This is a genomic window from Streptomyces sp. NPDC054834 (genome assembly GCF_053611185.1).
The window spans coordinates 35488-58300 of record NZ_JBSGZV010000005.1; the positions used below are offsets into that span (position 1 = coordinate 35488).

At 73.0% G+C, this 22813-nt stretch carries 21 protein-coding genes; 15 read left to right on the plus strand and 6 right to left on the minus strand.

Annotated features, from left to right (window positions below; genetic code table 11):
- Positions 1-91: 91 nt before the first annotated feature.
- Entirely contained in the window at positions 92-1429 is a 1338-nt protein-coding gene (allB, locus tag ACWGJM_RS09015) for an allantoinase AllB (protein ID WP_453410987.1), read from the plus strand.
- Positions 1430-1482: 53 nt separating this feature from the next.
- Entirely contained in the window at positions 1483-2598 is a 1116-nt protein-coding gene (gene alc, locus ACWGJM_RS09020) for an allantoicase (RefSeq protein WP_453410988.1), read from the plus strand.
- Positions 2599-2734: 136 nt separating this feature from the next.
- On the opposite strand, the gene ACWGJM_RS09025 is transcribed toward alc, so the two are convergent.
- Positions 2735-3493 carry an SDR family oxidoreductase gene (locus ACWGJM_RS09025; protein ID WP_453410989.1) on the minus strand — a complete coding sequence of 253 codons (759 nt, stop codon included), beginning with the start codon at positions 3491-3493 and terminating at the stop codon, positions 2735-2737.
- Positions 3494-3594: 101 nt separating this feature from the next.
- On the opposite strand from ACWGJM_RS09025, the gene ACWGJM_RS09030 reads away from it, so the two are divergent.
- The 3 genes from ACWGJM_RS09030 (at position 3595) to ACWGJM_RS09040 (ending at position 5630) form a co-directional block, all read left to right on the plus strand.
- The gene (locus ACWGJM_RS09030) at positions 3595-4416 is read left to right on the plus strand and encodes an AIM24 family protein (RefSeq protein ID WP_453410990.1); all 822 of its coding nucleotides are present in this window, start codon (positions 3595-3597) and stop codon (positions 4414-4416) included.
- A 74-nt stretch (positions 4417-4490) separates the two neighbouring features.
- Complete coding sequence (locus ACWGJM_RS09035; protein WP_453410991.1) at positions 4491-5117, plus strand: dihydrofolate reductase family protein; 627 nt, start codon at positions 4491-4493, stop codon at positions 5115-5117.
- Between the two features lie 117 nt (positions 5118-5234).
- Positions 5235-5630: a ribonuclease domain-containing protein gene (locus ACWGJM_RS09040; RefSeq protein WP_453410992.1), complete on the plus strand. Its 396-nt coding sequence runs from the start codon at positions 5235-5237 to the stop codon at positions 5628-5630.
- Positions 5631-5685: 55 nt separating this feature from the next.
- On the opposite strand, the gene ACWGJM_RS09045 is transcribed toward ACWGJM_RS09040, so the two are convergent.
- On the minus strand, positions 5686-5886 hold the full coding sequence (locus ACWGJM_RS09045) for a hypothetical protein (RefSeq protein ID WP_453410993.1): 201 nt from the start codon (positions 5884-5886) through the stop codon (positions 5686-5688).
- 178 nt (positions 5887-6064) lie between these two features.
- Here ACWGJM_RS09045 and ACWGJM_RS09050 point away from each other — a divergent pair, with 178 nt between their 5' ends.
- On the plus strand, positions 6065-7336 hold the full coding sequence (locus tag ACWGJM_RS09050; protein ID WP_453410994.1) for a sensor histidine kinase: 1272 nt from the start codon (positions 6065-6067) through the stop codon (positions 7334-7336).
- Positions 7337-7349: 13 nt separating this feature from the next.
- Entirely contained in the window at positions 7350-8036 is a 687-nt protein-coding gene (locus tag ACWGJM_RS09055; RefSeq protein ID WP_453410995.1) for a response regulator transcription factor, read from the plus strand.
- On the opposite strand, the gene ACWGJM_RS09060 is transcribed toward ACWGJM_RS09055, so the two are convergent.
- Complete coding sequence (locus ACWGJM_RS09060; protein WP_453410996.1) at positions 8015-8743, minus strand: SDR family oxidoreductase; 729 nt, start codon at positions 8741-8743, stop codon at positions 8015-8017. The genes ACWGJM_RS09055 and ACWGJM_RS09060 overlap by 22 nt on opposite strands.
- A gap of 115 nt (positions 8744-8858) precedes the next feature.
- Entirely contained in the window at positions 8859-9881 is a 1023-nt protein-coding gene (locus ACWGJM_RS09065; protein ID WP_453410997.1) for a Gfo/Idh/MocA family protein, read from the minus strand.
- A gap of 129 nt (positions 9882-10010) precedes the next feature.
- Here ACWGJM_RS09065 and ACWGJM_RS09070 point away from each other — a divergent pair, with 129 nt between their 5' ends.
- The 8 genes from ACWGJM_RS09070 (at position 10011) to ACWGJM_RS09105 (ending at position 20747) form a co-directional block, all read left to right on the plus strand.
- Positions 10011-10748 carry a GntR family transcriptional regulator gene (locus ACWGJM_RS09070; protein WP_453411233.1) on the plus strand — a complete coding sequence of 246 codons (738 nt, stop codon included), beginning with the start codon at positions 10011-10013 and terminating at the stop codon, positions 10746-10748.
- A 211-nt stretch (positions 10749-10959) separates the two neighbouring features.
- Entirely contained in the window at positions 10960-11964 is a 1005-nt protein-coding gene (locus tag ACWGJM_RS09075; protein WP_453410998.1) for a sugar ABC transporter substrate-binding protein, read from the plus strand.
- Entirely contained in the window at positions 11961-13001 is a 1041-nt protein-coding gene (locus ACWGJM_RS09080; RefSeq protein WP_453410999.1) for an ABC transporter permease, read from the plus strand. The genes ACWGJM_RS09075 and ACWGJM_RS09080 overlap by 4 nt, the downstream gene beginning before the upstream one ends.
- Entirely contained in the window at positions 12998-13768 is a 771-nt protein-coding gene (locus tag ACWGJM_RS09085) for an ATP-binding cassette domain-containing protein (protein WP_453411000.1), read from the plus strand. The genes ACWGJM_RS09080 and ACWGJM_RS09085 overlap by 4 nt, the downstream gene beginning before the upstream one ends.
- Positions 13769-13878: 110 nt before the next feature.
- Positions 13879-15024: an ROK family glucokinase gene (locus ACWGJM_RS09090; protein ID WP_453411001.1), complete on the plus strand. Its 1146-nt coding sequence runs from the start codon at positions 13879-13881 to the stop codon at positions 15022-15024.
- Positions 15021-15605 carry a sugar kinase gene (locus ACWGJM_RS09095; protein WP_453411002.1) on the plus strand — a complete coding sequence of 195 codons (585 nt, stop codon included), beginning with the start codon at positions 15021-15023 and terminating at the stop codon, positions 15603-15605. Before ACWGJM_RS09090 ends, ACWGJM_RS09095 begins: the two co-directional genes overlap by 4 nt.
- A 103-nt stretch (positions 15606-15708) precedes the next feature.
- Positions 15709-18576: an SNF2-related protein gene (locus tag ACWGJM_RS09100; protein WP_453411003.1), complete on the plus strand. Its 2868-nt coding sequence runs from the start codon at positions 15709-15711 to the stop codon at positions 18574-18576.
- On the plus strand, positions 18573-20747 hold the full coding sequence (locus ACWGJM_RS09105) for an SWIM zinc finger family protein (protein ID WP_453411004.1): 2175 nt from the start codon (positions 18573-18575) through the stop codon (positions 20745-20747). The genes ACWGJM_RS09100 and ACWGJM_RS09105 overlap by 4 nt, the downstream gene beginning before the upstream one ends.
- A 38-nt stretch (positions 20748-20785) precedes the next feature.
- Here ACWGJM_RS09105 and ACWGJM_RS09110 read toward each other — a convergent pair whose 3' ends face one another.
- Together ACWGJM_RS09110 and ACWGJM_RS09115 are read right to left on the minus strand one after the other, a co-directional pair.
- A complete protein-coding gene (locus tag ACWGJM_RS09110; RefSeq protein WP_453411005.1) occupies positions 20786-21460 on the minus strand; it encodes a LysE family translocator in 675 nt (224 codons plus the stop codon).
- 77 nt (positions 21461-21537) lie between these two features.
- Positions 21538-22797: a diaminobutyrate--2-oxoglutarate transaminase gene (locus tag ACWGJM_RS09115; RefSeq protein ID WP_453411006.1), complete on the minus strand. Its 1260-nt coding sequence runs from the start codon at positions 22795-22797 to the stop codon at positions 21538-21540.
- Positions 22798-22813 lie beyond the last annotated feature (16 nt).

The following is a 22813-nucleotide window of genomic DNA, read 5'->3' on the forward strand; positions in this document are numbered from 1 at the left end:
AGTGAAGACTCCTTCAACAGAACGTTGAAGTCCGTTACGTGGATGTAAATCCCGTTTCCCGGGAGTGAACGGCGACCGAGAGGGGTCCGGGGTGTCCGAGGCTGAACTGGTGCTGCGCTCGACGCGGGTCATCACCCCGGAAGGGACCCGTGCGGCCTCGGTCGCGGTGTCCTCCGGGACGATCACGGCCGTCCTGCCGTACGACGAGCCCGTACCCGAGGGCGCCCGCCTGGAGGACCTCGGAGACCACGTCCTGCTGCCCGGCCTGGTCGACACCCACGTCCACGTCAACGACCCCGGCCGCACCGAGTGGGAGGGCTTCTGGACCGCCACGCGCGCGGCGGCGGCCGGCGGCATCACCACCCTCGTCGACATGCCGCTCAACTCCCTTCCGCCGACCACGACGGTCGGCCACCTCCGCACCAAGCGGGAGGCCGCCGCCGGCAAGGCCCACACCGACGTCGGCTTCTGGGGCGGCGCCCTGCCCGACAACGTCAAGGACCTGCGCCCGCTGCACGAGGCCGGCGTCTTCGGCTTCAAGGCGTTTCTGTCCCCGTCCGGAGTGGACGAGTTCCCGCACCTCGACCAGGAGAGGCTGGCCCGGTCCCTGGCCGAGATCGCCGGCTTCGGCGGCCTGCTGATCGTGCACGCCGAGGACCCGCACCACCTGGACGCGGCCCCCCAACAGGGCGGCCCCCGCTACGCCGACTTCCTCGCCTCCCGGCCGCGCCACGCCGAGGACACGGCCATCGCGAGCCTGATCGCCCAGGCCAGGCGCCTGCACGCGCGCGTGCACGTGCTGCACCTGTCCTCCAGCGACGCGCTGCCGCTGATCGCCGCAGCGAAGGCGGACGGTGTCAGCGTCACGGTCGAGACCTGCCCTCACTACCTCACCCTGACCGCCGAGGAAGTCCCGGACGGCGCGAGCGAGTTCAAGTGCTGCCCGCCCATCCGCGAGGCCGCCAACCAGGACCTGCTGTGGCAGGCGCTGGCCGACGGCACCATCGACTGCGTGGTGACCGACCACTCGCCCTCCACCGCCGACCTCAAGACCGACGACTTCGCCACCGCCTGGGGCGGCATCTCCGGCCTCCAGCTGAGCCTGGCCGCCGTGTGGACCGAGGCCCGCAGGCGCGGGCACGGCCTCGAGGACGTGGTCCGCTGGATGTCGGCGCGCACGGCGGAACTGGTCGGCCTCGACCGCAAGGGCGCCATCGCACCGGGCCGCGACGCCGACTTCGCGGTCCTCGCTCCGGACGAGACGTTCACCGTGGACCCGGCGGCGCTCCAGCACCGCAACCGGGTCACGGCGTACGCGGGCCGCACCCTCACCGGCGTCGTGAAGTCCACCTGGCTGCGCGGCCAACGCATCGTGGCGGACGGCGAGTTCACCGAGCCGAAGGGCCGCCTGCTCACCCGGACCCCCTGACCCCCGCCTCCGCACCCGCAGCGGCCGAGACCCGAAAGGAACCCCTGATCGACGTGACGGCGATTCCGCACTTCACCGGTGACGCGAACCCCTACGGAGGCGGTGACCCGTACGCGGACTACCGCACCGCGGACTTCCCCTTCACCCACCACGCCGACCTCGCCGACCGGCGGCTCGGCGCGGGTGTCATCGCCGCCAACGACGAGTTCTTCGCCGAGCGCGAGAACCTGCTGGTCCCCGGGCGGGCCGAGTTCGACCCGGAGCGCTTCGGGCACAAGGGCAAGATCATGGACGGCTGGGAGACCCGCCGCCGGCGCGGCGCCTCGGCCGAGCACCCCTGGCCCACGGCGGAGGACCACGACTGGGCGCTGGTCCGCCTCGGCGCGCCGGGCGTGATCCGGGGCATCGTCGTCGACACCGCCCACTTCCGTGGCAACCACCCGCAGGCGGTGTCGATCGAGGGCGCCTCGGTGCCGGGCTCCCCGTCCCCCGAGGAGCTCCTGTCCGGCGACGTGAAGTGGACGACGCTGGTCCCGCGCACGCCGGTCGGCGGCCATGCGGCGAACGGTTTCTCCGTATCGGTGGAGCAGCGCATCACCCACCTGCGGGTCAACCAGCACCCCGACGGCGGCATCGCGCGCCTGCGCGTGTACGGCGAGGTCGTCCCGGACCCACGGTGGCTGGAGGTCCTCGGCACCTTCGACGTGGTCGCCCTGGAGAACGGGGGCCGGGTCGAGGACGCCTCCGACCGCTTCTACTCCCCGGCCGCCAACACCATCCAGCCGGGCCGCTCCCGCAAGATGGACGACGGCTGGGAGACCCGCCGTCGCCGCGACCGCGGCCACGACTGGATCCGCTACCGGCTGACCGCCCAGGCGCAGGTCAGGGCCCTGGAGATCGACACGGCGTACCTCAAGGGCAACAGCGCCGGCTGGGCATCGGTGTCCCTGAAGGACGGCGAGGACGGCGAGTGGCGGGAACTCCTGCCCCGCACCCGCCTCCAGCCCGACACCGACCACCGCTTCGCCCTCCCGGCCCCCGCCGTCGGCACGCACGCGCGCGTGGACATATTCCCGGACGGAGGCATCTCCCGCCTGCGGCTGTTCGGCTCACTGACGGAGGCGGGAGCGGCGGAGCTGGCGGTACGTCACCGGGAGCTGGGCGGCTGAAGTCGGCCCAGGCAATGCCGGCCCGTCCGGCGTTTGAGGACGAGGCCCCTTCAGGGCCGAAGCGGGGGTCTGGGGGCGGCAGCCCCCAGGGACGGGAAGGGAAGGGGTGGCGGGGGCGAAACAACCCCACCACCCCTCACGCCGCGAACCCCCCGTCCACGGAGAACTCCGCCCCCGTCACATAGGTGGCCCCCGCCAGATACGCGACCATCGCCGCCACCTCGTCGGCCGTCCCGTACCGCCCCAGCGCCGTCATCCCCGCCTGGCCCGCCGCGGACGGCCCGTCCGCCGGGTTCATGTCGGTGTCGATCGGCCCCGGATGGATGATGTTGGCCGTGATCCCGCGGTCACCGAGCTCCCGCGCCAGCGCCTTGGTCAGCCCGATCAGGGCCGACTTGCTCATCGCGTACAGCGTCCCGCCGGGCCCCGGCACCAGTTGCGTCATGCACGACCCGATCGTGATGATCCGGCCCCCGGCGGCCATGCGCGCGGCAGCCGCCCGGGAGGTCAGGAACACCCCGCGCACGTTGACGGCCAGCACCCGGTCCACGTCGGCGAGCGACAGGCCGTCCAGCGGGCCGAGCACGCCCACGCCCACGTTGTTCACCAGCACGTCCGGCACGCCCAGCTCCCGCGCCGTGCGTTCCACCGCGCCCGCCGCCTCCTCCGCGTCCGCCGAGTCCGCGCGCAGGGCCAGCGCACGGCGCCCCAGCGCCTCGACGGCCCGTACGACGTCCGCGGCCGCCTCCTTGCCGTTCACGTACGTCAGGGCGACGTCCGCGCCCTCCCGGGCGAGCCGCAGCGCCGTCGCCGCCCCGATACCGCGGCTGCCGCCGGTCACCAGGGCGACCTTGCCTTCGAGAGATCCTTCGAGAGATCCATTGGTTGTGGTCATGGGTCCATCCCAGCGGCCCCGGCGGGCGACCGCTGGCGGCGAACGGACACCGATGTCGGGCCGGCCGGAACTCTTCACTCCATCTCCCGCGTTCTCCCCCCGTGACCCTTCAGCAAGAAATCGTCGGCAACGCCATGCAGATGGCGGTCGTCAACCTCAGCCCCGGCCAGACCGTGTACTGCGAGGCGGGGAAGTTCCTGTTCAAAACGACGAACGTGACCATGGAGACCCGCCTGAGCGGACCGTCGAACAACGGCGGCCGGTCCCAGAACGGCGGTGGCGGTAACGGCGGCATGGGCGGCATGCTGCGCCAGGCCATGGGCACCGCCATGCAGGTCGGCCAGCGCATGCTGGCCGGCGAGTCGCTGGCGTTCCAGTACTTCACCGCCCAGGGCGGCCAGGGCACCGTGGGCTTCGCGGGCGTGCTGCCCGGCGAGATGCGCGCCCTGGAACTGGACGGCACGCGCGCGTGGTTCGCGGAGAAGGACGCGTTCGTCGCCGCCGAGTCCACCGTCGACTTCGGCATCGCCTTCCAGGGCGGCCGCACCGGCATGAGCGGCGGCGAGGGCTTCGTCCTGGAGAAGTTCACCGGGTACGGCACGGTGATCATCGCCGGCGCGGGCAACTTCATCGACCTCGACCCGGCCGACTTCGGCGGCCGCATCGAGGTCGACACCGGCTGCGTCGTCGCCTTCGAGGAGGGCATCCAGTACGGCGTCCAGCGCGTCGGCGGCCTCAACCGCCAGGGGGTCATGAACGCCGTCTTCGGCGGCGAGGGCCTGTCCCTGGCCACCCTGGAGGGCAACGGCAGGGTCATCCTTCAGTCCCTCACGATCGAGAGCCTCGCCAACGCCCTGAAGAAGGCCCAGGGCGGCGACAAGCAGGGCCCGACCGGCGGCCTCTTCTCGACCCACGCCGGCTGAACCGATGAGTTGCGGGTGTGCGCGGGGTCTGAGGTGATGACAGCAGACCCCGCACCCGAGAGAAGGCATCCGTCATGGGCAAGCTCGTCTCGACCGTCTTCGTCACCCTCGACGGCGTCTACCAGGCGCCGGGCGGCCCCCAGGAGGACCCCAGCGGCGGCTTCGACCAGGGCGGCTGGAGTTTCCCGTACGGCGACGAGGACTTCGGCCGGTTCATCAACGAGGTCTTCGGCCGCGTCGGCGCCTTCCTGCTGGGCCGCCGTACGTACGAGATCTTCGCCTCCTACTGGCCGAAGATGACCGACCCCGCCGACCCGGTCGCCACGAAGCTCAACGCGCTCCCGAAGTACGTCCCCTCCTCGACCCTGACCTCTCCCGACTGGGCCGGCACCACCGTGATCGACGGCGACCTGGCGAAGGAGGTCACCGCCCTCAAGGAGCGCACGGACGGCGAGCTCCAGGTCCACGGCAGCGGCGCCCTGGTCCAGTCCCTGCTCAGGCTCGACCTCGTCGACACGATCCACCTGCTGACCTTCCCGGTCGTCCTGGGCGCGGGCCGCCGCCTCTTCCCGGAGGGCGCCGTCCCCACCGCCTTCCGGCACACCGGCGGGCGGGTCACCGCAGCGGGCGTCTCCATCCAGTCGTACGACTTCGCCGGGCGCCCCGACTACGGCTCCTACGAACTCCCCGAGAACGCCTAGCCCCCGCCGGACTCGGCGCCCCGCGGGTTAACTTCCCGAAAACTCAACGGACTTGACGGGAAAATCTTCAACTTTGTCATTGACATGCCACTGTCTACGCGCGTCATCATGAGGCCCATGAGATTCCCCCCACGCGTCACCCGCATCGGCGCCTCGGTCGCCCTGCTGTCCGCCCTCTTCGTCGGCGGCACCATCTCCGCCGGCACGGCGGACGCGGCCGCCGACTCCGTCGGCAGCATCTGCTACAGCGACCTGCCCTCGCAGGCGTACACCACCCTGAAGCTCATCGACCAGGGCGGTCCGTTCCCGTACTCGCAGGACGGGGTCGTCTTCTCTAACCGGGAACGCGTCCTGCCCAGCCAGCCGAGCGGCTACTACCACGAGTACACGGTGAAGACCCCCGGTTCCTCCACGCGCGGTGCACGGCGCATCGTCACCGGCGAGGAGAACCAGGAGGACTACTACACCGCGGACCACTACGCCACGTTCGACCTGGTCGACTTCGGCTGCTGAGCCGAGTCGACGGGTCAGAGGGAACGGCGCGACCCGCCGGGGCCCCGGCCGGCGCTCAGCCGGAGCCCCGGCTCTCCGCGGCGGCGAACAACGCGAACGCGAGCACCACGAGCGCGATGCTCGCGTAGACCTCGTAGCCGTCGAGGAACCCGAGCCGCCGCACGAGACCCACGCGCCAGTGGGTGAACTCGTGCACCAGGCCGAGCACGCCCTGCACCAGGGCGATGAATCCGATCAGCTCCAGCACCTGTTTCATGACACGACCCTCGCCCCGCGGCCTTCCCCCACGCATCGGCCGCGGGGCGAGTCGTGCCCGCCGCAGGACGGTGCCGCCGCCGGGGCGGGCCGCCGAAAGTCCACGGTCGCTCGACTTTCGTCGCCGATCCCGCGCACGGGGCGGTCGCCCGTCCCGTGGCCGCATAGATTTGCCGACCGTGAAGTCGTCGATCGCGCAGGTTGAGAAGCCGGCCGGGGCGCCGCCGGCGTTCACGGGCCGCCGTTGGCTGTTCCCGTCCGCCCTGATCCACGAGCTGGACCCGGACGCCGCTACCGCAGGGCGGCGGCCCCGGCGCACCGCGCGCGACTGGCTCGTCGACTTCTGCTGCTTCCTGCTCGCCGTCGCCGTGGGCCTGGCCGCGGCGGACACGCTGCGGCACGACCCCCACACGCCCCACGCGCTCGCCGTCGTCGACCAGTTGCTCGGCGCGCTCGCCTGCGCGGCGCTCTGGCTGCGCCGCAGGTGGCCGGTCGGGCTGGCCGTCGCCATGGTCCCCGGCGGCTTCCTGTCGGACACCGCGGGCGGCGCCGCCATGGTCGCCCTGTTCACCCTCACCGTGCACCGGCCCTTCCGGTACGTGGCCTGGATCGGCGGCATCGACCTCGCGCTCGTCCCGGTCACCTTGTGGCTGCGCCCCGACCCCGACATGCCCTTCGCGGGCATCGTCGCGTTCGCCATGCTGCTCACCCTCTCGGTCATCGGGTGGGGCATGTTCGTCCGCTCCCAACGGCAGCTGATGCTCAGCCTGCGCGACCGCGCCCGCCGCGCGGAGACCGAGGCGCGGCTGCGGGCCGAACAGGCCCAGCGGCTCGCGCGGGAGGTCATCGCCCGCGAGATGCACGACGTGCTGGCCCACCGGCTCACACTGCTCAGCGTGCACGCGGGAGCCCTGGAGTTCCGGCCGGGCGCGCCCCCCGAGGAGATCGCCCGGGCCGCCGGTGTCATCCGGGAGAGCGCGCACGAGGCCCTTCAGGACCTGCGGGAGATCATCGGCGTGCTGCGGGCGGGCGAGCGGGACGACGCGGGCCGGCCCCAGCCGACGCTCGGCGCGCTGGACGCCCTCGTCGCCGAGTCACGCGCGGCGGGCATGCGGGTCACCCTCGACGCCCGCGTCACGGACTCCGCCGCCGTCCCCGCCTCCGTCGGCCGCACCGCCTACCGCATAGCCCAGGAGTGCCTGACCAACGCCCGTAAGCACGCCCCCGGCACGGAGGTCACGGTCACCGTCGCGGGCGCGCCCGGCGACGGCCTGGCGGTCACGGTGCGCAATCCGGCTCCCGGGGCCGAGGTGCCGCCCGTCCCCGGTTCGGGCCAGGGCCTGATCGGTCTGACCGAGCGGGCCACCCTGGCCGGGGGACGGCTGGAGCACGGGGCGACGGGAGGCGGCGGCTTCGAGGTGCGGGCCTGGTTGCCGTGGGCCGGGGCGTGATTACGTAACGCCCATGGCTGCGATCAGACTGCTGCTCGTCGACGACGACCCCCTGGTGCGGGCGGGCCTGTCCTTGATGCTGGGGGGCGCCGACGACATCGAGATCGTGGGGGAGGCCGCCGACGGCGCCGAGGTCGAGGCGCTGGTCGAGCGCACCCGTCCCGACGTCGTCCTGATGGACATCCGCATGCCCTCGGTGGACGGACTGACCGCCACGGAGCGGCTGCGTGCCCGCGAGGACGCCCCGCAGGTCGTCGTCCTCACCACCTTCCACGCCGACGAACAGGTGCTGCGGGCGCTGCGCGCGGGCGCCGCCGGGTTCGTCCTCAAGGACACGCCGCCCGCCGAGATCGTCGAAGCGGTCCGCCGGGTCGCGGCCGGCGACCCGGTGCTGTCGCCCACCGTCACCCGCCAGTTGATGGCGCACGCGGCCGGCTCGGCCGCCGACACCCGGCGCGCACGCGCGCGTGCGCGGCTCGCCGCCCTCAACGACCGCGAACGCGAGGTCGCCGTCGCGGTCGGCCGCGGGCTCGCCAACGCCCAGATCGCCGCCGGGCTCTTCATGAGCGTCGCCACCGTCAAGACCCACGTCTCCCGCATCCTGGCCAAGCTCGATCTGAACAACCGCGTGCAGATCGCCCTGCTGGCCTATGACGCGGGGCTGCTGGACGACGGGGATCAGGCGAGCCAGTCGGTGTAGCGGGTGGGGGCGAGGTGGGCCTCGTTGTCGGTGAGGACGTCACCCTTGACGGCGGCGAACATGCCGGCGGTGGGATCGACGACGACGGTACGGTTGTCGCCCTTGTGGGACAGGGTGATCCGGCCCAGCTCGTCAAGGGCGAAGATCTCGGGGCCGGCGATGTTGCGGATGCCGTTCAGCGGGGCGCCGACGGCGACCTCCGCCACTGCGGCGGCCACGTCCTTGGAGGCGATGGGCTGGATGGGCGTGGCGGGCAGCCGGACGGTGTCGGCGTCAGCGGTCCAGGACAGGACCGCGTCCATGAAGTCCATGAACTGCGTGGCCCGCACGATCGAGTAGGGGATCGGCCCGGCCGCGAGGATCTTCTCCTGGAGCGCCTTGGCCCGGTAGTAGTCCAGCTCCGGCACCTGGTCCGTCCCGACGATCGAGAGGATGACGAAGTGGCTGACGCCGCCCTTGCGGGCCGCGGCCAGGAGGTTGTCCATCGAGGTCTGGAAGAAGGCCGGGGAGGCCTCGTCGAAGGTCGGGGAGTTCGTCAGGTTGACGACGACGTCGGCCCCCGCCACCGCCTCGTCCAGCCCCTGGCCGCTGATGACGTCGACTCCGGTGGACTGCGAGTGCGGCACCGCCTCGTGCCCGGCGGCGTTCAGCTTCTTGACGACCTGCGATCCGACCAGCCCGGTACCGCCGATGACTGCGACCTTCATGTCATGCCCTTCGTCGGGTATATGTCCGAAATATGACATATGAAGGGCCACGTGGGCGCGGCGGCCACCGCGACCGGGCCGCCGCAAGCCTCTGCGGGTCCCGGCGGGCAGCGGGTCAGCCCGACGCCCACTCCCGTTCGCCCGGGATCTCCGCCAGCCGTACCGGCCTCCGCTCCCGGCGGGACAGTTCGCAGGCCTCGGCCACCCGCAGGGCCTGTAGGGCCTCACGGCCGTCGCAGGGGTTGGCGCGCTCGCCGCGGACGACCTCGACGAAGGCGCACAGCTCGGTCTCGTAGGCGGGGCCGAAGCGTTCCAGGAAGCCGGTCCACGGCTTGTCCGCGGCCGGCGGCCCGGTCGGCTCGGTGGACGCGATGGGCGTACGGTCGTCCAGGCCGACCACGATCTGGTCCAGCTCCCCGGCGAGCTCCATGCGGACGTCGTAGCCGGCGCCGTTCAGCCGTGTCGCCGTGGTCGTGGCCAGCGTGCCGTCGTCCAGGGTGAGGAGGGCCGCGCCCGTGTCGACGTCGCCGGCCTCCCGGAACATCGCGGGCCCGGCGTCCGACCCGGTCGCGTACACGTCGACGATCTCCCGCCCCGTCACCCAGCGCAGCGCGTCGAAGTCATGGATCAGCGTGTCCCGGTACAGCCCGCCGGACAGCGGCAGCCAGGCGGCGGAGGGCGGGGACTGGTCGGAGGTCAGCGCCCGTACGGTGTGCAGCCGCCCGAGCCGTCCCGAGCGGATCGCCTCGCGGGCGCCCGCGTAGCCGGTGTCGAAGCGCCGCTGGAATCCCATCTGGAGGACGGTGCCGGCCGCCTCGACCTCGGCCAGCGCGTGCAGCGTGCCCGGCAGGTCCAGGGCGATCGGCTTCTCGCAGAAGACGGGCAGGCCGGAGCGTGCCGCCCGGCCGATCAGCTCGGCGTGGGCCGAGGTGGCCGTCGTGATCACCACGGCGTCGACACCCCACCTGAAGATCTCGTCCACTCCCGGCGCCGCCGTCTCGCCGAGGCGGTGCGCGAGCTCCTGCGCCCGCGCCGGTTCCGTGTCCGTGAGGATCAGGGAACCGACCTCGCGGTGGCGGCTGAGCGTGTTCGCATGAATGGTGCCTATGCGGCCCGTCCCGATGACCCCGATGCGCATGGAAACAAAGTGAGGGCCGACCCCGTACGCTGTCAATGCGTATGTCCGGACAATCGGACTACACAACTTCCCGTCAACCAGCCACGGAGCTACGCTCGGCCCGTGCCGAAACCAGATGTGGACCCCACAGTGCCGCTCGACCTCAGCGTGGACCGGAGTTCGCCGGTGCCGTTGTACTTCCAGCTCTCCCAGCAGCTGGAGGCCGCGATCGAGCACGGCGACCTCACCCCGGGCAGCCTTCTGGGCAATGAGATCGAGCTCGCCGCACGGCTCGGCCTGTCCCGGCCCACCGTCCGCCAGGCCATCCAGTCCCTCGTCGACAAGGGCCTCCTCGTCCGCCGCCGCGGCGTCGGCACGCAGGTCGTGCACAGCCAGGTCAAGCGCCCGCTGGAGCTCAGCAGCCTCTACGACGACCTGGAGGCGGCCGGGCAGCGTCCCGCGACGAAGGTGCTGGTCAACACCGTCGTCCCGGCGTCCGCCGAGGTCGCGGCTGCGCTCGGCGTCGCCGAGGACAGCGACGTGCACCGCATCGAGCGGCTGCGGCTGGCGCACGGGGAGCCGATGGCGTACCTGATCAACTACCTGCCGCCCGGCCTGCTCGACCTGGACACCGCCCAGCTGGAGGCGACCGGCCTGTACCGTCTGATGCGCTCCGCCGGGATCACCCTGCACAGCGCCCGGCAGTCCATCGGCGCCCGGGGTGCCACGGCCGCCGAGGCCGAGCGGCTGGCGGAGACGGAGGGCGCACCGCTGCTCACGATGCAGCGCACCACCTTCGACGACACCGGTCGCGCGGTCGAGTTCGGCGACCACACCTACCGGCCCACGCGCTACTCCTTCGAGTTCCAGCTGCTCGTACGGCCTTGACGCCGGGACGGCCGCATCGGCCACATCGGCTACATGTTCGGACAATGCGACCGAAAGTTCCTCCCCGCCGTGAGGTGTCTGTTCCCTGTGCCCGACAATGGTGCGCTTGGGGCTGGTGAGCCGATCATCGAGCGTGATCACCGGCCCCTTGCGCACGTCGGAGCACAGCCAGCGAACACAGCTGGAGCAACAGCAAGAAGGGCACGGCCTCGTGGCACGGTTTCGGACCTGGGTAGGCATCGCGGTGGCGGGAGCGTTGGGCCTGGCTCTCGCCGGATGCAGCAGTACCGGCGGCAAACGGGCCGAGGACGCCCGCAAGGCCGCCGCCGCCCAGGGCAGGGCGGCGGTGAACACCCCCCGCTGGACCTTCGCGATGATCACGCACTCGGGGGACGGCGACACCTTCTGGGACATCGTGCAGAGCGGCGCCGAGCAGGCCGCCGTCAAGGACAACATCCACTTCCTGTACTCGCACGACGACGAGGCCCAGCAGCAGGCCCAGCTCGTGGACGCCGCGGTCGACAAGAAGGTCGACGGCATCATCGTCACCCTCGCCAAGCCCGACGCCCTGAAGGCGGCGGTGGCCCGCGCCGAGAAGGCCGGCATCCCGGTGGTCACGGTGAACTCCGGTTCCGCTCGGTCCAAGGCCTTCGGCGCGCTCGCCCACATCGGCCAGGACGAGACCGTCGCCGGTGAGGCGGTCGGCGAGGAGCTGAACGAGCGCGGGAGGAAGAAGGCCCTGTGCGTCCTGCACGAGCAGGGCAACGTCGGCCACGAGCAGCGCTGCGCCGGCGTGGCGAAGACCTTCGGCGGCGAGGTGGACAACCTCTACGTCAACGGCACCGACATGCCCGACGTGCAGTCCGCGATCGAGGCCAGGCTCCAGGCCGACAAGGCGATCGACACGGTCGTCACGCTCGGCGCCCCCTACGCCGACACCGCCGTGAAGGCCAAGGGTGACGCGGGCAGCGAGGCGGAGGTCGACACCTTCGACCTCAACGCCAAGGTGGCCGCCGGGCTGAGGGCCGGCACCCTGGGCTTCGCCGTCGACCAGCAGCCCTACCTCCAGGGCTACCAGGCGGTCGACCTGCTGTGGCTGTACAAGTACAACGGCGACGTCCTCGGCGGCGGCAAGCCGGTGCTCACCGGCCCGCAGATCGTCACCAAGGACCAGGCCGCCGTATTGGAGGAGTACACGAAGCGGGGCACCCGATGAGCGCCACCCTCGAGAAGCCGGTTGATGAAAGGATTCTGCAGACCTCTCCGCTGCGGAAGCTGCTCATCCGTCCCGAACTCGGCTCGATCGTCGGCGCCCTCGCCGTCTTCCTCGTCTTCGCCCTGGCCGCCGACGGCTTCGTACGCCCCGCCGGCCTCAGCACCGTCCTGTACGCCTCCTCGACGATCGGCATCATGGCGGTGCCCGTCGCCCTGCTGATGATCGGCGGCGAGTTCGACCTGTCGGCGGGCGTCCTGGTGACCTCCTCGGCGCTGATCTCGTCGATGTTCAGCTACCAGATGACCGCCGACACCTGGGTCGGCGTGGGCGTCTCACTGCTCGCCACCCTCGCGATCGGCGCCTTCAACGGCTTCGTGCTGACCCGCACCAGGCTGCCGAGTTTCATCGTCACCCTCGGCACCTTCCTGATGCTGACCGGCATGAACCTCGGCTTCACCAAACTGATCGACGGCACGGTCTCCACCAAGACGATCGCCGACATGGAGGGCTTCCCCTCCGCCCACGCCGTCTTCGCCTCCACCCTCACGATCGGCGGCGTCGACCTCAAGGTCACCGTCCTGTGGTGGCTCGGCCTCGTCGCCCTCGCCTCCTGGATCCTGCTGCGCACCCGCGCCGGCAACTGGATCTTCGCGGTCGGCGGCAACCAGGACGCGGCCCGCGCGGTCGGCGTCCCGGTCGAGAAGACGAAGATCGGCCTGTACATGGGGGTGGCGGTCGGCGCCTGGATCTCCGGCCAGCACCTGCTCTTCAGCTACGACGCCGTCCAGTCCGGCGAGGGCGTCGGCAACGAGCTGATCTACATCATCGCGGCCGTCATCGGCGGCTGTCTGATCACCGGCGGCTACGGCAGCGCGGTGGGTTCGGCGGTCGGCGCGCTCCTGTTCGGCATGACCAGCAAGGGCATCGTCTTCGCCGAGTGGAACCCCGACTGGTTCAAGTTCTTCCTCGGAGCGATGCTGCTCCTCGCGACCCTGCTCAACGCCTGGGTCCGCAAGCGCACGGAGGCGGCCAAGTGACGCTCGTCCAGCTGACCGACGTCAGCAAGCACTACGGCAACGCGCGCGCCCTCGAAGGTGTCTGTCTGGAGGTCCACGCGGGCGAGATCACCTGTGTCCTCGGCGACAACGGCGCGGGCAAGTCGACGCTGATCAAGATCGTCGCGGGACTGCACCGGCACGACGCCGGCACCCTGCGCATCGAGGGGGAGGAGACGACCCTCTCCTCCCCGCGCGAGGCCCTGGACCGAGGTATCGCCACGGTCTACCAGGACCTGGCGGTGGTCCCCCTCATGCCGGTGTGGCGCAACTTCTTCCTGGGCTCGGAACCCCGCAAGGGCACGGGTCCCTTCAAGCGCCTGGACGTCGACTTCATGCGCCGCACGGCCCGTGCGGAACTGCTCCGCATGGGCATCGACCTGCGCGACGTCGACCAGCCCATCGGTACCCTGTCCGGCGGAGAGCGCCAGTGCGTGGCCATCGCGCGCGCGGTCTACTTCGGCGCGAAGGTACTCGTCCTGGACGAGCCGACGGCGGCACTGGGCGTGAAGCAGTCCGGGGTCGTGCTGAAGTATGTGGCGGCGGCACGGGACGAGGGATTGGGTGTTGTGTTGATCACCCATAATCCTCATCACGCCTACCTCGTGGGCGACCGCTTCGTGCTTCTGAAGCGCGGCACGATGGTGGGCAGCCGCACGCGGGACGAGACAACCCTGGACGAGTTGACCCAGCAGATGGCGGGCGGGACCGATCTGGACGATCTACGTCACGAACTACAGCGGGCCTGAAGGACGCGGCGACCCGCACCCGGCGGTGACCGGCGCCCGGCGACGGCCGCGCACCGTCCTTATCTCCCCCATACGGCACCGTCCCGCGGGGTGAGGCAGAATCGGGGCCGATGAGCACCTACCGCGACCTCACCGCCCCCATCGGCTCCCGCCGGGCCACCGTGCTGCGCACCGTGGGCACACGAGAGCGCCGGTCACTTCTGACCGCGCCCCGCGTGCCCACGGTCGGCATCGACATCGGCGGCACCAAGGTCATGGCGGGCGTCGTGGACGCCGACGGCAACATCCTGGAGAAGGTCCGCACGGAGACCCCGGACAAGTCCAAGAGCCCGAAGGTCGTCGAGGACACCATCGTGGAACTGGTCCTGGACCTGTCCGACCGGCACGACGTGCACGCGGTCGGCATCGGCGCCGCCGGCTGGGTCGACGCCGACCGCAACCGCGTCCTGTTCGCCCCCCACCTGTCCTGGCGGAACGAGCCCCTGCGCGACCGGCTGTCGGGACGGCTGTCCGTCCCGGTCCTCGTGGACAACGACGCGAACACCGCCGCCTGGGCCGAGTGGCGCTTCGGCGCCGGCCGTGGCGAGGACCACCTCGTCATGATCACGCTGGGCACCGGCATCGGCGGCGCGATCCTGGAGGACGGCCAGGTCAAGCGCGGCAAGTACGGCGTCGCCGGTGAGTTCGGGCACATGCAGGTGGTGCCCGGCGGCCACCGCTGCCCGTGCGGCAACCGCGGCTGCTGGGAGCAGTACAGCTCCGGCAACGCGCTGGTCCGCGAGGCACGCGAACTGGCCGCCGCCGACTCCCCGGTCGCCTACGGGATCATCGAGCACGTCAAGGGCAACATCGGCGACATCACCGGTCCGATGATCACCGAACTGGCCCGCGACGGCGACGCCATGTGCGTCGAGCTGCTCCAGGACATCGGCCAGTGGCTCGGCGTCGGCATCGCCAACCTGGCCGCCGCCCTGGACCCGTCCTGCTTCGTCATCGGCGGCGGCGTCAGCGCCGCCGACGACCTGCTGATCGGCCCGGCCCGCGACGCCTTCAAGCGCCATCTCACCGGCCGCGGCTACCGCCCCGAGGCCCGCATCACCCGCGCCCAGCTCGGCCCGGAGGCCGGCATGGTCGGCGCCGCCGACCTGGCCCGCCTGGTCGCCCGCCGCTTCCGGCGCGCCAAGCGGCGCCGGGTGGAACGCTACGAGCGCTACGAGCGCTACGCCGAGGCCCGCCGCACGCAGGACACGGCATGACCGCCTCGCTGCCCCGCCAGGCCGCGCCCCCGGACGAGCAGTCGCACCGTCCGGCCGAGGACCCGCGCCACAAGGCGAAACGCAGGGCGCTCACCCTGCTGATCATCGTGCTGCTCATCGGCGTCCCGGCCGGCTACCTGGTGATCTCCGCCAACCAGAGCCGCAACAGCGGCAAGGACAAGGAGCAGAAGTACTCGGCGACCGGCCTCACCGCGGGCTGGCCGTCGAAGGTGCAGCGCCGCCTCTACCGGGTGCCCGTCCCGCACCCGGCCGACCAGATCGCGTACTACGAGACGAACAACTGGAAGACCAGCCGCCTCTACGTGCAGTTCCGGACCAACAGCGCCGGTCTGGACAGCTTCCTCGAGAGCATGGAGGCCAGCCGGGACGACCTGAAGAAGGGCGACATCAGCATCAGCGCCCGCGACCAGAAGATCACCGGCTGGACCTTCACCGGCCCCGGGCCCTGGTGGGGCCTCACCCACAAGCAGAAGAACCCGGCGCCCACCGAGGACGTGATCGTGAACCTGGCCGACCCGAACTTCCCGATGGTGTACGTCGTCTCCCGCACCGTCCCCTGACGAGGCGGGCGGGGCCCGGCGGTCGCCGGGGCCGGTTGTCAGACCCCGCCCGTAGAGTCGAAAGACGTCTGATCCGACGCACGGGCGGGAGGTGGCAGAACGTATGAGCGGCACGGCTGCGACGGCCGGACGCGCGGGAGGATCCCCCGGGGACGGGGAGGCCGTCCCGATGCGGCTCGCGGCCGTCTACCTGCCCGCACCTCTGCCGCGCGAGGGCCGGATCGTCTTCTGGGACCCCGACGACGGACCGGCCACGCCCGAAGCGGCCCAGGAACCGGCGGGCGTGCGCCGGGACGAGCTGACGGTCGTACGGCGGCACGGCTCGGCAGTGCGCCGCAGGCAGGTGCCGGCCCTGTCCCTGCCGCTCGACAAGGCCCTCCCGCTGCTGGTCCGGGCCCGCCACGACCCCGCCGCCCACCCGGCCACGGCCTGCTGGGGCGCCGCCGCCCTGCACGCGCTCCGGCTCGCCGCCCGCGGCCGTCTGCTGCCCGGGCTCACCCCCGCCGGGCACGACGCCTGGCGCGCCGGCCCCCTGGAGCCCGACGACATCGCCCACCTGCGCGCGGTGGCCGCGGCCCTGCCCGCCGAGGGCCACGCCGTGCCGCTGCCCGGACCGGGCCCGCTGCGGCTGCCCGAGCCGGAGGCGCTGATGCGCTCCTTCCTGGACGCGGTCGCGGACACCCTGCCCCGCACCCCGGCCGCGCCCCACACCTCCGGCAGGCCCTTCGCCGCCCGCGAACCCCAGTCGCTGCCCGACGCCCACGACTGGGCCGCCGAGGTCGCCGCCGGCATGGACGCGGGCGTGCGGATCTCGCTGCGCCTGGACCTGTCCGCGTACGACCTCTTCGACGGGGACGCCGACAGCACGGGGGCGCGCGGCGCGGGCGCGGCTGTCGTCCAGGTGCACAGCCTCGCCGACCCCACCCTGATGGCCGACGCGGCGGCCCTGTGGGCAGGGGAGGCCGACGCCGCGTTCGGGCCACGCGCACGCGTGGACGCGGCTCTCGCGGTGCGCCGCGCCGCCCGGGTGTGGCCGCCGCTGGACCGGCTCGCCGAGCGGGAGGTGCCCGACGTCCTCGCCCTGTCCGAGGACGAGCTCGGCGAACTGCTCGGCGTGGCGGCCGGCAGACTCGCCGCGGCCGGGGTCGCCGTGCACTGGCCGAAGGACCTGGCGCAGGACCTGAGCGCCGCCGCCGTGGTCCGGCCCGCGCCGGGCTCGGCGACCGACGGCACCGGCTTCTTCGAGAGCGAGGAACTCCTCCAGTTCCGCTGGCAGCTGGCGCTCGGCGGCGACCCGCTCACCGAGGGCGAGATGGACGCCCTCGCGGAGGCCCACCGCCCGGTCGTCCGGCTGCGCGACCGCTGGGTGCTCGTCGACCCGGCCCTCGTCCGCAAGGCCCGCAAGCGCGAACTGGGCCTGCTCGACCCCGTCGACGCGCTGTCCGTCGCGCTCACCGGCAGCGCCGAGGTCGACGGCGAGACCGTGCCGGCGGTGCCCGTCGGCGCGCTGGCCGCCCTGCGCGACCGCCTCACGGCCGGGATCCGGCCCAGCGAGCCGCCCACCGGCCTCGACGCCACGCTCCGCGACTACCAGCTGCGCGGCCTGGCCTGGCTCGACCTGATGACCTCCCTCGGCCTCGGCGGCTGCCTCGCCGACGACATGGGCCTGGGCAAGACCATCACGGTGATCGCCCTCCACCTGAAACGGGCCCGCACCGAACCGACCCTCGTGGTCTGCCCCGCTTCCCTGCTGGGCAACTGGCAGCGCGAGATCGCCCGGTTCGCGCCCGGCGTCCCCGTCCGCCGCTTCCACGGCCAGGGCCGCACCCTGGACGGCCTCGACTCGGGCTTCGTCCTCACCACGTACGGCACCATGCGCTCGACGGCGACCCGCCTGGCCGACCAGCCGTGGGGCATGGTCGTCGCCGACGAGGCCCAGCACGTCAAGAACCCGTACTCGGCGACCGCCAAGGCGCTGCGCACCATCCCGGCCCCCGCGCGCGTGGCACTGACCGGCACCCCGGTGGAGAACAACCTCTCCGAGCTGTGGGCCCTGCTCGACTGGACCACCCCCGGACTCCTGGGCCCCCTGAAGGCCTTCCGCGCCCGGCACGCGCGCGCGGTGGAGAACGGCGAGGACGAGGAAGCGGTCCAGCGACTCGCCCGCCTGGTCCGCCCCTTCCTGCTGCGCCGCAAGAAGTCCGACCCCGGCATCGTGCCCGAACTGCCGCCCAAGACCGAGACGGACCACCCCGTCCCCCTCACCCGCGAACAGGCCGCGCTGTACGAGGCGGTGGTGCGCGAGTCGATGCTGGCGATCGAGACCGCGGAGGGCATCGCGCGCCGGGGCCTGGTGCTGAAGCTGCTGGGCGCCCTCAAGCAGATCTGCGACCACCCCGCGCTGTACCTGAAGGAGGAGGCACGCGACGACCGGCTCGCCGCCCGCTCCGGCAAACTCGCGCTCCTGGACGAGCTGTTGGACACCCTGCTCGCCGAGGACGGCTCGGCGCTGGTCTTCACGCAGTACGTCGGCATGGCCCGCCTCATCACCGCCCACCTCGCCGCCCGCGCGGTCCCGGTCGACCTCCTGCACGGCGGCACGCCCGTCCCCGAGCGCGAGCGCATGGTGGACCGCTTCCAGAGCGGTCGGACGCCGGTCCTCGTCCTCTCCCTCAAGGCCGCCGGGACCGGCCTGAACCTCACCCGCGCGGGCCACGTCGTCCACTTCGACCGCTGGTGGAACCCGGCCGTCGAGGAACAGGCCACCGACCGCGCCTACCGCATCGGCCAGACCCAGCCCGTCCAGGTCCACCGCCTGGTCACCGAGGGCACGGTCGAGGACCGCATCGCCGAGATGCTCGCCGCCAAGCGCGCCCTGGCCGACGCGATCCTCGGCTCCGGCGAGTCGGCCCTGACCGAACTGACCGACCGTGAGCTGTCCGACCTGGTGTCGCTGAGGAGGCCGTCGTGACGGGCGGGGACAGGCGCCCGGGGGACGTGGCGCGACGGGCCCTGCGGTTGGCGCTGGACGCCCAGGAACGGGGGAGCGGTCCGCTGGGGAGCGAGGACGGGGCCGTGGCAGCCGAGGGCGGGGGCGGGCCCGTATCCGAGGCCGGGCCCGGGGCCGGCCCCGGGCCGACCGAGGGCCCGGCCGGCCACGAGGAACGGACGCCCGGGCCCGGTGCCCAGGTCGGGGCTGCCCGGGACGAGGAGCCGTCGCCTCGGGGCGCGCCCCCGGAAGAGAAGCAGTCGCCGGAGGACGCGGCCGAGCGGGCCGGCTCGGCGCCCGGGCGCGACGCGCCGAGGCCCGGCGATGCCGCCCGCGCGGCGCTCCGGTCGGCCGTCGCCGCCCGGCGGGGCGCGGGTGCGGCTGCCGAGTGCGGCGCCGGACCGGCCGTGCCTGCCGCGCCGGCGACTCCTCCGCGGGAGCCGGCACCGGACGCCGGGGACCGCCCGGCTCCGGAGGCGGCGGCGAAGAATCGTGGTGCGGTCGAGCCGGGCGGACGCCCGGGAGACATCGCCCGGGAGGCGCTGCGAGCCGCTCGCCGCGCGACTCGCGAGGCGGAGCCCTCGAACGGCACCGAGTCCGCGGGCCGGCCGGCCCCGGCCCGCGGTGACGCACCGCAGCGCGTCGAGCGGCGCAAGGTGGCCCAGGACATGCGGGAGTTCCTCGCGACCGCCTTCCGGATGCCCTCCATGTCGGACGAGCCGAGCGAGACGGCCGACGCCGGTGACCCGCCGCTGCCGACGACCGTACCCGGCCCGCCGGACCGTTCGCCCACCGCGGCCGCGCCCCCGGACACCCCGGCACCGCCCACCCCGCCCCCCTCGAAGACGGCACCGCCCCCGACCGCGCCCCTCCCGACCGTCCCCCACACCATGGCCACCCCCCACCGCGACCACGACCTGCGCCGTACCTTCCCCGCCTGCCCGGCCCGCCCGTCGCAAGAGGCCCGGTTCGCCGAGACGTGGTGGGGCAATGCCTGGGTCGGCGCGCTGGAGCAGGGTGCGCTGGACGTGAAGCGGCTGGCGCGCGGGCGGGGCTACGCCGAGCAGGGGCACGTGGACGCGATCACCGTGACGCCCGGGCTCGTGCTGGCATACGTGCGCGGCAGCCGCCCCCGGCCGTACCGCGTCCAGGTGCGGCTGCGCACGCTGGAGGAGGCCGACTGGGAGCGGTTCCTGGACGCGGCCGCCGACCGGCCGGGACACATCGCCGCCCTGCTCGACAAGGAGCTGCCCCACTCCCTCGCCGACTGCGGGGTCCCCCTGCTGCCCGGCCCCGGCGACCTGGCGCCCCGGTGCAGCTGCCCCGACTCCGGTCACCCCTGCAAGCACGCGGCGGCCCTGTGCTACCAGACGGCCCGTCTGCTCGACGCCGACCCCTTCGTGCTGCTCCTGCTGCGCGGCCGCGGCGAGCGCGACCTGCTGGACGCGCTGTCCCGCCGCAGCGCCGCCCGCGCGGCCCGCGCCGCCCAGGAACGGCAGCCGGCGCCCCCGCCCGGCGTCCGCGCCACCGACGCCCTCGCCCCACGCGGCCTGCCGCCGCTCCCGCCGCCGTTGCCCGCACCCCCGCACCCCCAGCAGCCCCCGGTGTACCCGGCGGCGCCGGGCGGCCCCGACCCCTTCGCGCTGGACCAGCTGGCGACCGACGCCGCGGCCCGTGCCCACATCCTGCTGACCACCGGCCGTGACCCGGTCGGCGAACTCACCCTCTGGCAGGACGCGGTGCGCCAGGCCGCGGCCCGCCCCGGTTCCGGGCTGACCGCCGGCACCCGGGCGCTCTACGCCGCGCTGGCCGCCGCCGCGGGCCGCACCCCGGCCGAACTGGCGCCCGCGGTCGCCGCCTGGCGGCAGGGCGGGCTGGAGGGGCTCACCGTCCTCGAGGAGCCCTGGGACCCGCCGGCGGGCCGCTTCGACCGGGCCCGCCCACTCCTGCTGGCTGCCGACCTTCCGGCCTTCCGCCCCTGGCGCAACCGTCTCACCCACCCCCGGGGACACGTCCAGCTCCGGCTCGGCCGCGACGGCTTGTGGTACGCCTACGAGTCGGAGCCGGACCACGACGACTGGTGGCCGCGCGGCACGCCCGATCCGGATCCGGTCGGCGCGCTGACGGGCCTGGGCACCCCCGGTGAGGCGTGAGGTGAGCCGGCCGCGGCGGGACGTCCGCCGCGTCCGGTTCAGGCGGCCGCGGCGACGCCGATGCCGATGGCGATGAACAGCCAGCCGGTCGTCAGTTCCCAGCGGTGGCGGATCTTCGGGCGGGCGAGCAGCTCGCGCAGCCGTGCGGCGACGGCGACCAGGGCGAACCAGTAGGCGACGCCGATCAGAACGTCGAGGATGCCGAGGAAGAAGATCTGCTGTGCCGTGGAGCCGCCGCCGTGGACGAACTGCGGCAGGATGCTGAGGAAGAACAGCGCCGCCTTCGGGTTGAGCACGTTGGTGAGGAAGCCCTGGGTGAAACCGGACCGCCACCGGCCGTGGCCCGGTCCGCCCTCCGCCTCACTCGGCGGCGTGGCGACATCCTCCGGATCGTCGCTCACCTCGCGTCCGGCGCGCCGCTCGCGGGCGGCCCGCCGGGCGGCCAGCACCGCACGGATCCCCAAGTAGACGAGGTAGGCCGCGCCCAGCAGCTTGATGGCGTCGTAGACCACCGGGGAGCGGGCGGCGATCAGCGACAGCCCCAGGGCGGCGGCGAGCATGTGCACGCACAGCCCACTCTGGGCGCCCAGCGCCGCGGCCCGCCCCTTGGCGGGATGCTCGGTGGCCGATCTGATCACCACGAGGAAGTCCGGGCCGGGGACCACGTAGGCCACCAGTACCACACCGAGGAAGCCGACGAGGTCGACCGACATCCGCTCTCCCTTTCGCTGGCCCTGTGGCCTGCTCTTGGTCCAGGGATCGTTCGTCAAGGGGCTGGTGCCCGGCCCGCTCAGGCCGCGAGCGTCCGCCGGCCGGCCACGGAGGCGACGGCCTCGTCGAGTATCCCAAGCCCGTCGGCCAGTTGCTCGTCCGCCACAGTCAGCGGCGGCAGGACCTTGGCCACCTCGTCATGGGGCCCGGCCGTCTCCAGCAGCAGACCGCGCCGGTACGCGGCGTCGCACACCTCGCGGGCCGCGCCCGGACGGTCGAAGGACAGGCCCCACACCAGACCGCGCCCGCGCGGGGCGGGCAGCCCGTACCGGCGGGCGGTCCCGGCGAGGGCACGACCCACGCGTTCACCCAGTGCGGTGGTCCGGGCCTCCAGTGCGCCGTCGGACCAGAACACCTCCAGCGCGCGGGCGCCGGTGACGAACGCGGGGTTGTAGCCGCGGAAGGTGCCGTTGTGCTCGCCCGGCTTCCATACGTCGTACTCGGGGCGCATCAGCGTCAGGGCCATGGGCGTCCCGTACCCGCTGATGGACTTGGACAGGCAGACGATGTCAGGGACGATTCCGGCCGATTCGAAGGAGAAGAACGGTCCGGTGCGCCCGCAGCCCATCTGGATGTCATCCACCACGACCAGCGTGCCGTGCTCCCGCGCCCATGAGACCAGGGCGCGGAGCCACGCCGGGCGAGCGGGGTTGACCCCGCCTTCGCCCTGGACGGTCTCCACCACCACGGCCGCGAGCGGTCCGTGCTCGGCGGCGTCGTCCAGCGACCGGGCCAGCCGCGCCACCGACCGCTCGTCGTCGTCCGCGGGGTCGTCGAAGGGCACCGGGACGGTGTGCGGCAGCGGCACCCCAGCCCCGGCGCGCTTCACCGGGTTGGCGGTGACCGCCAGTGCCCCGAGCGTCATGCCGTGGAAACCGCGCCGGAAGTAGGCGACGGTGTGCCGCCCGGTGACCTTCCGGGCGAGCTTGAGCGCGGCCTCGACGGCGTTGGTGCCGCCGGGCCCGGGGAACTGGACGCGGTGGTCGAGACCGCGCGGCGCGAGCACCAGGTCCCGCAACCGCTCCAGGAAGACGCGCTTGGCCGCGGTGTGCATGTCGAGTCCGTGCGTGACACCGTCACCGGACAGGTAGTCCAGCAGCGCGGTCTTCAGGCGTGGCGGATTGTGGCCGTAGTTGAGCGCGCCGGCGCCGGCGAAGAAGTCGATGAAGGACCGTCCGGACTCGTCGTGCAGCACGGCGCCGCGTCCGGTGGTGAACACGGTGGGCCAGGCCCGGCTGTAACTGCGGACCTCTGATTCCATGGTGGAGAAGACGCTCATGCTCATCCCTGTCAGG

Excerpts from the sequence above, each read along its gene's own strand:
- ACWGJM_RS09110 (WP_453411005.1), bottom strand. The coding sequence starts at position 21,460 with ATGTCGGTCGACCTCGTCGGCTTCCTCGGTGTGGTACTGGTGGCCTAC.
- ACWGJM_RS09090 (WP_453411001.1), top strand. The coding sequence starts at position 13,879 with ATGAGCACCTACCGCGACCTCACCGCCCCCATCGGCTCCCGCCGGGCC.
- ACWGJM_RS09055 (WP_453410995.1), top strand. The coding sequence starts at position 7,350 with ATGGCTGCGATCAGACTGCTGCTCGTCGACGACGACCCCCTGGTGCGG.
- ACWGJM_RS09040 (WP_453410992.1), top strand. The coding sequence starts at position 5,235 with ATGAGATTCCCCCCACGCGTCACCCGCATCGGCGCCTCGGTCGCCCTG.
- ACWGJM_RS09065 (WP_453410997.1), bottom strand. The coding sequence starts at position 9,881 with ATGCGCATCGGGGTCATCGGGACGGGCCGCATAGGCACCATTCATGCG.
- ACWGJM_RS09035 (WP_453410991.1), top strand. The coding sequence starts at position 4,491 with ATGGGCAAGCTCGTCTCGACCGTCTTCGTCACCCTCGACGGCGTCTAC.
- ACWGJM_RS09100 (WP_453411003.1), top strand. The coding sequence starts at position 15,709 with ATGAGCGGCACGGCTGCGACGGCCGGACGCGCGGGAGGATCCCCCGGG.
- ACWGJM_RS09095 (WP_453411002.1), top strand. The coding sequence starts at position 15,021 with ATGACCGCCTCGCTGCCCCGCCAGGCCGCGCCCCCGGACGAGCAGTCG.
- ACWGJM_RS09060 (WP_453410996.1), bottom strand. The coding sequence starts at position 8,743 with ATGAAGGTCGCAGTCATCGGCGGTACCGGGCTGGTCGGATCGCAGGTC.
- ACWGJM_RS09045 (WP_453410993.1), bottom strand. The coding sequence starts at position 5,886 with ATGAAACAGGTGCTGGAGCTGATCGGATTCATCGCCCTGGTGCAGGGC.
- ACWGJM_RS09025 (WP_453410989.1), bottom strand. The coding sequence starts at position 3,493 with ATGACCACAACCAATGGATCTCTCGAAGGATCTCTCGAAGGCAAGGTC.
- ACWGJM_RS09080 (WP_453410999.1), top strand. The coding sequence starts at position 11,961 with ATGAGCGCCACCCTCGAGAAGCCGGTTGATGAAAGGATTCTGCAGACC.
- ACWGJM_RS09115 (WP_453411006.1), bottom strand. The coding sequence starts at position 22,797 with ATGAGCGTCTTCTCCACCATGGAATCAGAGGTCCGCAGTTACAGCCGG.